The organism is Actinoplanes sp. TBRC 11911 (assembly GCF_012933445.1).
Classification (GTDB): domain Bacteria; phylum Actinomycetota; class Actinomycetes; order Mycobacteriales; family Micromonosporaceae; genus Actinoplanes.
In genome coordinates, this window is the sequence record NZ_JABBNC010000044.1 from 1 (window position 1) to 12,848 (window position 12,848).

Genomic DNA, 12,848 nt, shown 5'->3' on the forward strand with positions numbered 1-12,848 from the left:
GCCACATCACCTCCCTGGGTGTGTCGACGCCGGTCCGGGTTGGGGTGCGCTGGATCACGCCGGGAAGCGCCGCCACCACGCCGTCAGGGGCTAGTTCGGTGACCGGGGCGTTGCTGGCGGTGCATGGCCATCCGTCGATGGGTGGTCGCCCGGCGGCCCACCGCCGCCCAGCGGCCCACCGCCACCCAGCGGCCCACCGCCACCCAGCGGCCCACCACCGCCCAGCGGTCCATGGCGGTGGGGTGGTAGAGGCTGCGCCGGAGGCGAATCAGTGGCCGCAGGCGAATCAGTGGCCGCAGGCGAATCAGTGGCCGCAGGCGAATCAGCGACCTGATCGCCGTCCGCCAGCCCTGCCACGCTTCTCGCATATCCGACATTTCATGGGATTTGCCGAATTGGCTGGGCCGCTGGACGGGCGGGCTCGGCGCGCGGCCGCGCGGCGCTTCCATTCCGTGAGATAGGCGACCGCCTGCTGAGACCCGCGCCCGCATCATGGACCCACCGTCCGCGATGTGGGACCGACGTCCATTGTAGAGAATGCCTTTGTCAAATAATGAGGCTTTTGCCCGGAAGCTTTCTCCGGCCGAATGTGAACCTTGGAGAGTTATGGCTCGTATGTGGGCGCAACTCTCCAAGGTTCACAAAAATCCACGATGTGACCGCGGTGTCCACATAGCGGAACTGTTCAGCTGTTTCTCGCGCCGCTCACGCTCCGATGAGTTGGCCATGCGCGGCGGACCTGCGCGGACCGTCGCTGTGGGGAGCCGGGACCTTCCGGTCGTGGCGGCTGCCCACACCGGGGTGGGGGTGCCTGCGGTGTGGGCAACCGCAACCTCCTCGGCGTCGCGACTGCCCACACCTGGATGGGGGTGGCTGCGGTGTGGGCAACCGCAACCTCCTCGGCGTCGCGACTGCCCACACCGGGATGGGGGTGGCTGCGGTGTGGGCAACCGCAACCTCCTCGGCGTCGCGACCGCCCACACCGGGGTGGGGGTGGCTGCGGTGTGGGCAACCGCAACCTCCTCGGCGTCGCGACTGCCCACACCTGGATGGGGGTGGCTGCGGTGTGGGCAACCGCAACCTCCTCGGCGTCGCGGCTCCCCACGCCCGGGTGGGGCGGCCACTGTGGGGAGCTGGGACCTGCCCGGGCCTGGCGGCGTCGCCTCGCACGGGGACTCGCGGCCGACGGAACCCGCTGAACAGTTACACATAGCGGGACCGCCGCCCGCGAACGAATCGCGACAGCGCCTCGCTCTGGCACCACCGCACCACCGCCTACCACCACGGTTAGGACTTACTCGTCTAGTGAGACCTGGGACTGTCCAAAGTGGTAACACCGCCGTCGGTCTAGGCGGTCAGGTGATGCGCGTCAGTCCAGCGTGGCGGACGGTCCTAGTCCGGGGCCGCGCCGGCGCCGTCCCGGGGTGCAGGGCACGGCGTAACGGGCCTGTAGCCCAGCCGGCCGGCGCGGCCCGCATCGAGGATTTGCCCTGCACTGCCGAGCACGACCGGCACGATCCGGGCGTCACAGGCCAGCCGCCCCATGGTCGCGGCCGACACCCGCTGACCGGGGTCGGTGATGCCCGCGCCCAGTGCGCGGGCCAGGGGCTGGCAGGCGACGGTGACCGCGACCATTCACCATCTGAAAACCCTCGGAGGCCGGGCCCGGCGACGCGAACCACCCAGCCGGCGAGCAGCCCGGGCCAGCAACCGCAGAAGCAGGTCGCCGAGCAGATACCGCGGCGCCTGGTGGTTCACGACGACTCCAAGTAGGTGCGCCAGCCACCATGCGACGAAATGTCCGGCGCGTCCAGCACCGCGACACTCTCACACAGGAAGCCGGTAACGGCACTCCCGTCGTCGAGCCGCACCTTGCCGAGGACCAGCGGCGCGGGCAGCCGGTCCAGGAACGGGCCGAGCGCGGCAGCGGGGAGTTCCCACAGCTCACCCTCGATCGCCGCGCCGCCGTGCTCGACGCGGACCAGCGCAGGCCTGGTCGCGAGCGCGTACAGCCGATACTCCGGCGCGGTGCGGATCGCCCCCACCAACCGGCCGCCCGGCGCGGTGAGCTGCCCGTTCAGCGGCTGCCCGGTCAGGTGCGCGCCGAACACCGCCAGGCGAAGCCCACCGACCGGCGCGGGCGGCCTTTCCTGTACCAGCAGCGCCGCGATGCCGGTGGCCACCGCGTCGGCGTATCCGCGGGCGATGACCTGGACGCCGATCCCGGCCGGGACCGCGACGGCGCACAGGTCGAAGAGGTTGCAGAAGTTCGTGTACGTGCCGAGGGCCGAGTTGACCCCGACCGGGTCGGCGGCGACGTCGGCGATCGCCGGGTGCATCGGCGCCGTCGGCAGCAGCAACGCGTCCGCGTCACCCCACTCGGCCATCGCTGCCGCCCGCAACCGGGAGAGCCGTGCGGTGTCCGCCACCAGCACGTGGGCCGGAATGTCCCGGGCCGCGGTGATGATGCCCCGCACGGTGGGGTCGACCTCGTCCGGATGCTCGTCGATGAAGGCGCCCACCGCCGCGTAGCGTTCCGCGACGAACCCGCCGCCGTAGAGCAGCCGGGCGGCGGCGAGAAACGGCGACAGACGAATCGGGCGCAGCGTCACGCCCGCCGCCGACAGGGTCTTCGTGGCCGCTTCGAAAGCATCGAGCCACTCCGGCGACATCCCGGTCAGCTCGTCGCGATGCGGGACCGCGACCACCGGGGACGGCGGCGCGGCGAGCGGCGCGTCCGCGGGCAGCGGGTCACTCATCACGGACATCGCCGCGGCGGCCGCACCGAGCGTACGCGCGAACACCGTCACGCAATCGAAGCTCTGGCAGGCCGGCACGACGCCCTCGACGGGGACGAGACCACGTGTCGGTTTCAGCCCGACGATGCCCTGGAACGCCGCGGGAATCCGGCCGGATCCGGCGGTGTCCGTGCCGAGGGCCAAGTCGGCGATGCCGAGCGCGACGACCACGGCGGAGCCGGAGCTGGAACCGCCCGCGACGCGAGCCGGGTCGGCCACCGCGCGGACCACACCGTACGGGCTCCGGGTGCCGACCAGCCCGGTGGCGAACTGGTCCATGTTGGTCTTGCCGAGCACGATCGCGCCGGCGTCGACCAGCCGCTGGACGGCCGGTGCGTTTCGGGACGGCTGGTAGGCGTACGCGGGGCAGCCGGCCGTGGTGGGCAGGCCGGCGACGTCGATGTTGTCCTTGACCGCGAGCAGTTGTCCGGCCAGCGGCAGCGTCGGGTCGACCGCGATGGCGTCGGCCAACACGTCCGGCAACGGCCGCAGCGTGATCCATGCTTCGGGGCGCTCACCCTGGGCGAGCCTGGCGTAGGCGGCGTGTACCCGCTGCGACGGTGTCATGCGGCACTCCCGGTGAGGACGACGAGCGGGCTGCCCGGCGCGACCTGCGATCCCGGGGTCACGAGAATGTCGGTCACCTGTCCATCCTGCGGGGCGGTCACCACGGTTTCGAGCTTCATGGCTTCCAGCGCGAGCAGCGGCTGTCCGGCCCGCACCCGGTCGCCGGGCCGGACGTCGACCCGCCAGACGCTGGATACGAAGGGCGCCTCGACCACCGCCCCGCCGTCCGGAACCGAAACCGCCCCGGCCGAAGGTGGCGCCGGCGGCTCGGGCCGCGGATCGAACTCCCCGGCCGCCGCCCACGCGTCACGTTCCGCGCCGAACGCATCCGCCTGCCGCACCCGGAACTCCTCGATGGACGCCGCGTTGCCGGCCAGGAACTCCTCGTGCTCGGCCAGCCGGAAGGTGCCGTCGTCGATCCGGAAGCGGTGCCGGCCGGCCGCGACGTCGGCGCGCAGGTCGAGCAGTTCCTCGGCGCCGACCGGGTACCAGGAGATCCGGTCGAAGTGGCGCAGCAGCCACGGCCGCTCGGCCCAGCGGGACCACACCTGCACGGTGCGGCCGACGAACTGGTAGCCGCCGGGGCCTTCCATGCCGTACACGCACAGGTAGGCGCCGCCGATGCCGACCGCGTTCTCCGGCGTCCAGGTGCGGGCCGGGTTGTATTTCGTGGTGACCAGCCGGTGCCGCGGGTCCAGCGGCGTCGCGACCGGGGCACCGAGATACACGTCGCCGAGCCCGAGCACCAGGTAGCTGGCGTCGTACACGGTCCGGTAGACGTCCTCGACGCTGTCCAGGCCGTTGATCCGGCGGATGAACTCGATGTTCCACGGATTCCACGGCGCGTCGTCGCGGACGCCGGCCATGTACCTGGCGATCGCCTCCCGCGTCGCCGGGTCGTCCCAGGACAGCGGCAGGTGCACGACCCGGCTCGCCACTTCGAGGTCGCGGGTGGCGGGCAGGTCGTCCTCCACCGAGCGGACCACGTCCAGGACCCGGCGCACGGACAGCACATCCGGGTCGACGTGGATCTGCAGCGAGCGGATCCCGGGCGTCAGATCGACGACGCCGTCAAGGTGCTCGGCACGCAGCCGGTCCATCAGTGCGTGGGCGCGCATCCGCAGTCCGAGGTCGAGCGTCATCGGCCCGTACTCGACGAGCAGGTTGTCGTCGCCGGAGCGCCGGTAGGTCACGGCCGGGGCAGCGTCGGTCGGCTCGCGACGGGCGAGAACGCCGTCGTCGCGGGTGAGCAGGGGCGGGACCGCCGGATGAGAGAAAGCCCGCAGCGCGGCCGCGGTGTCGTCGGAGACGGGCACGAACCGGACGGTGTCGCCGGGCGCGAGCTGGCCGAGCTTCCAGCGCTCGCCGGTAACCACCGTGGCCGGGCAGACGAATCCGCCGAGGCTAGGGCCGTCCGGACCGAGCAGGATCGGCACATCGCCGGTGAAGTCGACGGCGCCCACGGCGTACGGAGTGTCGTGGATGTTCGACGGATGCAGCCCGGCCTCCCCGCCGTCGGTACGCGCCCAGCGCGGTTTCGGCCCGATCAGCCGTACGCCCGTACGTGCCGAGTTGAAATGCACCTCGAAGCGGGCAGCGTAGAAGGCGTCGATGTCCTCGCGGCGGAAGAACTCGGGCGCCGCGTGCGGTCCTTCGGTGACCGCGATCCGCCAGTCCCGGTGGATCGCCGGCCGCGCCTCGGACGGAACCGGCCCGGTGACCAGACCGGTCGGTCTCCCCGCGCGCAGCACGTCACCGACGCGCAGGGCCCGGCCGCCGTGCCCGCCGAACTGCCCGAGCGTGAAGGTGGCCGCACTACCCAGATAGTCCGGAACATCAAGACCACCGGCAACCAGCACGTACGCCCGTAGTCCGCCGTCGGTGACGCGCCCGACGTCGAGAACCGCCCCGGCCGGCACCGTCACCGGCTCCCACCGCGACACGGGCACGCCGTCAATCGTCACCGGCACCGGCGCCCCGGTCACGCAGATGCTGGCGGGCGCGGTGAAGCGCAGCGCCGGCCCGTCCACCGTGCACTCCAGGCCCGCCGCGCCCGCCGGATTGCCGAGCGCCCGGTTACCCAGCCGGAACGACAGATCATCCATCGGCCCGGACGGGGGTACGCCAACTTCCCACAGCCCGGTACGCCCCGGCCAGTCCTGCACCGTGGTGAGGGTGCCGGGCCGTTCGACGACGATGCGCGGCTCGGTGTCGCGGACGTCGGCAAGCGTCGCGGTCGAGTGCCGCGCGGCCAGGACGGCGGGTTCGGCGGCCGCGGCCCGGAGCAGGCCGAGGTTTGTCTCGATGCCGTCCACCCGGGTGCCGGCGAGCGCGGTCCGCAACCGCCCGTACGCCTCGTCGCGGGTTGCCCCGAACGCGATCACCTTGGCGAGCATCGGGTCGTACGCCGTACTCACCTCGGTCCCGGCCGAGACCCAGCCGTCCACCCGGACGTCGGCGGGGAACGCGGCGCGGGTGATCAGCCCGGCGCTGGGGCGGTGCCCGGCGGTGGGGTCCTCGGCGTACACGCGTGCCTCGACGGCCGCGCCGGCGGCGGTCAGTGGCGTGTCGAGCATGGTGTCGTCGCCCTGGGCCAGACGCAGCATCCACTCCACCAGGTCGACGCCGAGGATCTCCTCGGTGACCGGGTGCTCGACCTGCAGGCGGGCGTTGACCTCCAGAAATGAGGCTTCTTCGCGCTCCACGTCGTAGACGAACTCGACCGTGCCGGCCGAGCGGTAGGACACCGACGAGCACAGCGCGGCCGCCGATGAGTGCAGCCGCGAACGCACCGCGTCCGGCAGCCCCGGCGCGGGCGCTTCCTCGATCACCTTCTGGTGGCGCCGCTGCAGGCTGCAGTCGCGGTCACCGAGCACCACCACACGGCCCTTGCCGTCCCCGAAGACCTGCACCTCGACGTGCCGGGCCCGGGGCACGAACCGTTCCAGGAACACGCCGCCGCTGCCGAAGCTGGCCACCGCGAGACGTTCCACCCGGTCGTACGCGTCGGCGAGTTCGCGCGGGTCGCGGCACGCCTGCAGGCCGATGCCACCGCCGCCGCCGGTCGCCTTGACCATCACCGGGTAGCCGATGCGTTCGGCGGCGTCGAGCGCCTCGTCCAGCCCGGAGAGCAGGCCGGTCCCCTCGATCATCGGGACGCCCGCGGCGCGGGCCAGGTCGCGGGCGGTGTGTTTGGCTCCGAACGCGACCAACTGGGCCGGGGTGGGCCCGGCCCAGACGAGTCCCGCCTCCTCGACGGTGGCGGCGAACCCGGCGTCCTCGGACAGGAAACCGTAGCCGGGGTGGACGGCTCCCGCGCCGGCGGACCGCGCGGCGTCGAGGACACGGTGGACGAGCAGGTAGCTGTCGCGGGCGGGGGCGGGGCCGAGGCGTACGGCCATGTCGGCCATGCGGACGTGCGGCGCGGACCGGTCGGGGTCGGAGTAGACGGCGACGGTCTTGAGACCGAGCCGGGCCGCGGTGCGCATGATCCGGGCGGCGATCTCGCCACGGTTCGCGACCAGGAGTGTGTCGAACATCGGGCAACCCCTCAGGACGTGATCAGCATGCGGACCGGCGTCGGGTCGAAGCCGTTGCACGGGTTGTTGATCTGCGGACAGTTCGACACCAGGACCAGCACGTCCATCTCGGCGCGCAGCGCGACCCGCAGGCCGGGCGCCGAGATGCCGTCGACGATGCCGAGGCTGCCGTCCGGGTCGACCGGCACGTTCATGTACCAGTTGATGTTGCTGACCAGGTCGCGCTGGCCCAGGCCCCAGCGGGCGCCCTCGGCGAGGAAGTTCTCCACGCACGCGTGCTGGTGTGTGGTGTGGTGGCCGTACCGCAGGGTGTTGGACTCGCGGCTGCACGCGCCGCCGACGGTGTCGTGCCGGCCCACCTCGTCGGCCTCGATGGTCATCAGCGGGCGGCCCTCGCTGGAGCGCAGCACGCTGCCGGTGGTGAGGAAGATGCGGCCCTGCGCGGCGACGGTGTCCGGTGCGGAGTAGCGCTCGGTGGTGTCCTCGGCGTTGTAGAGCAGGCAGTCCACGGCCTGGTTGCCGTGCAGGTCGACGATCGTGAGCAGGTGACCGCGGGGCACGATCGCGGACCAGGGCGCCCGGGCCGCGACGGTCTGGTCGAGCATCATGCGAGCCCCCGGGCGGCGAGATAGTCGGCGGTGTTGGCGAACGCGCGCTCCCCCTCCGGCGAGAGCGCGAGCGGTGGATGAACACCGCCGCGCCAGGCGCGGATCCGCAGCGGCGTGCAGGTGTACGCCTGGCGGGGGTCGAGCGGGTGCGGCACGTTGACCAGCAGCACCGTCACCGGCATCTCGGCGCGCAACTCGACGATCCCGCCCGGGCCGGCCGAGCCGAGCCACTGGAACGAGCCGGCTTTGTCGACGCGTACACCCTGGAAGAAAGAGATGCTCGGGGGCAGGTCCCGGCGGGTGAGCCCGTGTTTCGCGGCGGCCACGGTGAACAGCTCGCGGCCCGCCGGGGTGGCGCTCCGAGGCGATCCGTCGCCGTACCGCGATGTGTTGCCCACCAGGGTGGACGTCCCGCAGAACGTGTCCGAGCGATCCGGCGCCCCGGCGATGACCGAGGCGAGAACCCGGCCTTGGCCGGACAGCAGCAGATGGCCCGCACCGACGTATGCCTGCCACAGCACCTTGACGGTGTCCGCGACGTTGAGCCGCTCCCACGGCTCGTCGGCGTTGAACAACAGGACCGAGACGCAGGCGTCGCCGTCCACATCGGTCAGTCGCAGCGTGGTGCCGCGGGCCAGGCGACGGCTCGCGTAGCCGCCACCCGGAACGGTCTCGGCCCACGTCAGATCCGCGGCGGCGACGCCCGGGACGTCGTCGGCCCGCGACGCCGGCACGATCGGCATGGACTCGGTGTGCGTGCCGGCCTGGGCCCGCGCGTGTGCACGCGCCCCGGCGGTGGTGGCGGTGCTCATGCGGCCTCGACCTCCGCGACGGCTACCGGCACCACCGGCAGCGCAAGGTGCAGCGACAGCGCGCGCGTCCGGTACCGCAGGTAGGCGAGACCACCGGCCGCCAGCGTGAGGCCGACGAAGAGCAGCGAGAAGTAGTGCAGGTACCAGTGCGTCCCGGCCGGGTCGTAGACCTCCGGGCGCGGCCAGCCCAGGTTGAGGATCATGCCGATGCCGTAGACGACCGCCAGCACGTTGACGGCGACACCGAACCGGCCCAGGGTGAACAGCTTGCCGTCACGTTCGGTGCGGATCACCTCGTCGGTGTTCGGCCAGCCCGTCAGCCGCCGTACCAGCAACGGGACGGTGACCAGGGCGTACGCGATGTAGAGCAGAACGATGCAGACGCTGGTGAGAGCCGTGAAAAGAGCGGGCTGACCGATGTTGACGAGAAGCACCGCGGCCGACCCGGCACCCACCACGATCGCGGGCAGGGCCGGCGCCCCGGTGCGCGGCGAGACCCGCGACAGCGCCGCGGAGAACGGCAGGACGCCGTCGCGCGCCATCGAGAAGACCATCCGGCTGCCCGCGGTCTGGATCGCCAGCGTGCACACCGCGATCGCGATCGCCACGTCGACCAGCAGCACCCGTCCGCCGGTCTCGCCGAGGCGGCTGGTGAGCACGTACGGGAGACCTTCGGTGGCGAGCCGGCCGTCGGTGAGGCTGGGCGCCGCCATCAGGGCGACCAGCAGCATCAGCCCGCCGCCGATGCCGGACGCGGCGAGCGCCCGCAGGATGGTCCGGGGCGCGGTGTGCCGGGGGTCGCGGGTCTCCTCGCTGAGCTCGCCGGCGCTGTCGAAACCGACCACCACGTACGCCGCCATCAGCGCCGAGACCAGGAACGGGCCGACGTAGGCCAGGCCGGAGCCGGTGCCGCCGGTGTGCAGGACGACGCCGGGACCGCGCTCGGCCTTGGTCAGCAGCAGCACCACGACCGCCGCCACGCCGATGATCTCCAGGGTCACCCCGGCACTGTTGATCACCGACATGAGCTTGACGCCGACGATGTTGACCACGGTGGTCAGGGCGATCAGGACCGAGCCGAGGATCACCGCGTTGGTGGCCCCGCTCGTCGAGGTCAGCGCGGGATCGCCGCCGACGAGCTGGAAGCTGGACCAGATCGACGGCAGCACGACCTGCAGCGCGATCGCGGCCGCGGACACCGTCACGATCTGCGCGATGATCATGACCCAGCCCGCGAACCAGCCGACCGTCGCGTTCGCCAGCCGCCGCGACCACTGGTAGATGGCCCCGGAGATCGGGTAGCGGGCGGCGAGCTGGGCGAAGTTGAGGGCGACCATGAACTGGCCGGCGAAGACCAGCGGCCAGGTCCAGAAGAAGGCCGGGCCGCCGAACGAGAAGCCGAACGCGAACAGCTGGAAGACCGTGGTCAGGATCGAGACGAAGGAGAACCCGGCGGCGAACGAGGCGTAGCCGCCGATGCTGCGGCGAAGCTGGGGTTCGTAGCCGAATCCGCGCAGATCGGCGGCGTCGGTGGTGGCGCTGGACATGGCGACCTCCTCGGAATACCTGTCAGGTGACAGGTTTCCGGTGGCGCCCATCGACCGCGGTTTCTGCGCCGTAAACCTTGCATTGCGGGGTGTATCCACAGTGTTAACGGGCTCGCGTGCGACGATGCCGCGGTGAACCCTGGTCGGCCGCGGTCCGGCGCACGACGCCTTCCGGAAGGCACCGCCCGTGCCGAGATCCTCGACGCCGCCGCCGAGCTGTTCGCCCAGCGTGGCTACGCGGCCACCTCGACCCGGATGATCGCCGAGATGGTCGGCGTGCGGCAGGCGTCGCTCTACTACCACTTCGACACGAAGGAACAGATCCTCGCCGAGTTGCTCGAGTCGACGGTCCGCCCGTCGCTGGACTACGCGGGCACGCTGGCGGGCCGGGAGCCGGCGGACGCGCTGGACGCACTGGTCCGGTTCGATGTGGGTGTCCTGCTCGACGCCCGGTGGAACATCGGCATCCTGTACGCCCTGCCGGAGGTCACCGGCGAGCCGTTCGCGCGCTTCCGGGCCGAGCGCGAGCGGCTGCGGTCCGTCTACCGCCGGCTGGTCGGCGATGCGGTGACCGGTGACCTGGTGTTCGGCATGGTGGAGAGCGTCATCGGCATGCGCCGCGACCTGAGCGACCTGCCGCCCACCGACCGGCTGCAGCGGGAAGTGGCCGAGGCCGCCGTCCGGCTAGGACCGTTTCGCGAGCGCCTTCCAGCCACGCAGGCCGAAGGCGCCGGCGACCAGGGCGGCGCCGAACAGGGCGGGCACCGCGGTTAGCGGGGGCAGCACCTCGATGAGGCCGTGACCGTCGAACGCCGCGCGCGTCCAGACGAAGATCGCCACGGACGCGACGATCACCACGCCGCCGACGGTGAGGTCGCGGGCGGCGCGCGACGCCCTCTCCCGGCGGGCCGGCAGCGGTTCGGCCCCGATCTCGGCGACCAGACGTTCGTACGACTCGGGCGTGCCGATCGCGGCCCGCGCCTCGGGGTTCGCCGTGTAGTACCGGATCGCCACCGCGAGCACGGCGTGCCGGGGCAGCCGTTCGGCATCGAACGGCCAGGCCGTCTTGACGATCAGCGACGGGTGCGACAGGGCGAGCACGATCGTGCCGTCCGGGTCCGGCGGCGGCTGGGTCGTGGCCAGCGCCGCCCACGGGATCCACACCGAACCGGACTGCTTGCGCGCCCGGATGCCGTCCGGCGTCAGCGACACCCCGGTGCCGGAGCGCAGACCCGGGCCGTAGAGCAGGAACGGCAGCGCGAAGAACACGATCAGCACGGCCCAGGCCGCCCGCGCGCTGTCGTGCACGCCGACCACCCAGATCGAGGCGATCAGCGTGAGGTGGGCCAGTCCCAGGACCAGCAGGCCGGGGTCGCCGGGAACCACCAGCGCGCCGTCCACGACCTCGATCTCGTCGCGGGCCGGGACCAGGGTGAACGCGATCGCGAACAGACCGGTCAGGCAGAGCAGCGTGATGCCCAGACCGGGGATGTGCCCGACCAGCGCGGCCACGACCATCACCGCGAACAGCACCGCCGCGGTCCAGACCAGGACGGTCCGGCCGCGGCGGGCGAGGAAGCCGGTCACCATCCGGCCGAGCGTAGAGCTAGGCGGTATCGACCGCCACTTGGAAGATCGGCAACCGGCCGAGCTTGCGGTAGGCGTACAGGGCCTGGGGTGTGCTGTCCACTGACGAGTCCTGGCCCTTCTGGTTGTGCGGGGTCTCGAACTGCACCATGGCCTTGATCTGCGGGAAGCCCCGGATCTCCCGGCCCAGTTCGCGGTAGAAGTCGGCCTTGTACTTGGTGTGCTTCTTGGACGACCAGACGCCCCACTCGGCGATCATCAACGGTTTGCCCGGATGCCGGGTCACCGCCCACGTGTAGAAGCCCGGCCAGGCCCGTTTGCCCTCGACCTCCTGCCGCCGGTTGAACACCTCGGCGAAGTCGCCGTGGCCGTAACCCGGGTCGCTGTACGCGTACGTGTCAAAGCCGATCCAGTCGACCACGTCGTCGCCCGGATACATCTGGTTGAACCAGGCCTTGGTGGCGTGCTTCACGTAGGCCATGTGCACGAGCACGGTGACGATGTTGGTGACGCCCTTGGCCCGCAGCCGCTTCACCACGTGCCGGTACATCGCGGCGTAGTCACGCGCGGTGTAGCCGGAGCCGGCCCTCTCGCGGACGTCGTTCTCGCCCTCGTGGTGCACCGCGAAGAAGAACTTGTCCGGGAAGTTCTTCTTGATGTGCGTGGCCAGCCGGTCCAGGAACGCGTCGGTCCGGCGATCCCCCTTCGCGATCTTCGCCCAGGACGCGGACTCGGGCTTCCAGTTCAGGAACAGCACCCGGTGCCGGCCCTTCTGGTGGGCGATCGCGATCTCCTGCTCGGTCGGGAAGAGCTGCCGGATCCCGCCGTGGTAGGCGTGGTAGATCGCCTGATGGCGACCGGTCTTGCGTTCGAAGCGGGCGAGCGCGTAGGCGCCGCGGCTCTCGGTGTGCGCGCCCGGCGCGACCCCCCAGAGCACGCCGCAGGTGGGGACCAGCTTCGACCCGGTGACACATCCACCACGCCGCCCGGCCGGCAGCAGCAGCGGTGCCGGGGGCAGCGGCGCGGGCGCCAGCACGGTGGTGGCGGGCGCCGCCGCGGACGCCGATGCCGATGCCGGCGCGGACGAGGGCGTCGCCGGCACGCGGGCCTGCGGGCGGCCGTCGGGATGCGGGCCGTCGAGATCGCCGGACGGCGGCGACAGCAGCGGCAACGACACGGTCGGGTCGCCGAGCGGCAGTCCGATCTGGTCCACCCCGCCGGTCCACGCCCAGGCGAGAGTGGTGACCACGGAAATGACAACGGCCGTGGGGATGGCCACGAAGCGTACAAAGCGCGGGCGTCGACTCACGAATCGCCAGTATTGTGACTTAAGACCGATTTGTCTATTACCAAACGAGGAAGAGTAGAGCTAAAGAGGTGCGGAGAAGCG

The 12,848-nt window shown here is 71.7% G+C and carries 10 protein-coding genes; 1 reads left to right on the forward strand and 9 read right to left on the reverse strand.

Features of this window, described 5'->3' with window-relative positions; all coding sequences use genetic code 11:
* Positions 1 to 83 precede the first annotated feature (83 nt).
* From HH310_RS38100 to HH310_RS38130, 7 genes are all read right to left on the reverse strand, one after another.
* Positions 84 to 368 (reverse strand): hypothetical protein, encoded by a 285-nt coding sequence (locus HH310_RS38100; RefSeq protein ID WP_169180619.1) that lies wholly within the window; start codon positions 366 to 368, stop codon positions 84 to 86.
* Positions 369 to 1,392: 1,024 nt separating this feature from the next.
* Positions 1,393 to 1,635, reverse strand: a complete 243-nt coding sequence (locus tag HH310_RS38105) for a DUF222 domain-containing protein (RefSeq protein ID WP_169180620.1) — start codon at positions 1,633 to 1,635, stop codon at positions 1,393 to 1,395.
* A 119-nt stretch (positions 1,636 to 1,754) separates the two neighbouring features.
* Positions 1,755 to 3,365 (reverse strand): allophanate hydrolase, encoded by a 1,611-nt coding sequence (atzF, locus tag HH310_RS38110; protein ID WP_169180621.1) that lies wholly within the window; start codon positions 3,363 to 3,365, stop codon positions 1,755 to 1,757.
* Positions 3,362 to 6,904, reverse strand: a complete 3,543-nt coding sequence (uca, locus tag HH310_RS38115) for an urea carboxylase (RefSeq protein WP_169180622.1) — start codon at positions 6,902 to 6,904, stop codon at positions 3,362 to 3,364. Before uca ends, atzF begins: the two co-directional genes overlap by 4 nt.
* 11 nt (positions 6,905 to 6,915) lie before the next feature.
* Positions 6,916 to 7,512 carry an urea amidolyase associated protein UAAP2 gene (locus tag HH310_RS38120; protein ID WP_169180623.1) on the reverse strand — a complete coding sequence of 199 codons (597 nt, stop codon included), beginning with the start codon at positions 7,510 to 7,512 and terminating at the stop codon, positions 6,916 to 6,918.
* Positions 7,509 to 8,324, reverse strand: a complete 816-nt coding sequence (locus tag HH310_RS38125) for an urea amidolyase associated protein UAAP1 (protein WP_169180624.1) — start codon at positions 8,322 to 8,324, stop codon at positions 7,509 to 7,511. The genes HH310_RS38120 and HH310_RS38125 overlap by 4 nt, the downstream gene beginning before the upstream one ends.
* Positions 8,321 to 9,871 (reverse strand): amino acid permease, encoded by a 1,551-nt coding sequence (locus HH310_RS38130; RefSeq protein WP_169180625.1) that lies wholly within the window; start codon positions 9,869 to 9,871, stop codon positions 8,321 to 8,323. The genes HH310_RS38125 and HH310_RS38130 overlap by 4 nt, the downstream gene beginning before the upstream one ends.
* A gap of 132 nt (positions 9,872 to 10,003) precedes the next feature.
* Between HH310_RS38130 and HH310_RS38135 the strand changes: the two genes are divergently transcribed.
* A complete protein-coding gene (locus HH310_RS38135) occupies positions 10,004 to 10,645 on the forward strand; it encodes a TetR/AcrR family transcriptional regulator (RefSeq protein WP_169180626.1) in 642 nt (213 codons plus the stop codon).
* Here the strand turns inward: HH310_RS38135 and HH310_RS38140 are convergent.
* Both HH310_RS38140 and HH310_RS38145 read right to left on the reverse strand, forming a co-directional pair.
* On the reverse strand, positions 10,556 to 11,461 hold the full coding sequence (locus HH310_RS38140) for a hypothetical protein (protein ID WP_169180627.1): 906 nt from the start codon (positions 11,459 to 11,461) through the stop codon (positions 10,556 to 10,558). The genes HH310_RS38135 and HH310_RS38140 overlap by 90 nt on opposite strands.
* A gap of 16 nt (positions 11,462 to 11,477) precedes the next feature.
* On the reverse strand, positions 11,478 to 12,737 hold the full coding sequence (locus HH310_RS38145) for a glycosyl hydrolase (protein ID WP_312034595.1): 1,260 nt from the start codon (positions 12,735 to 12,737) through the stop codon (positions 11,478 to 11,480).
* Positions 12,738 to 12,848 lie beyond the last annotated feature (111 nt).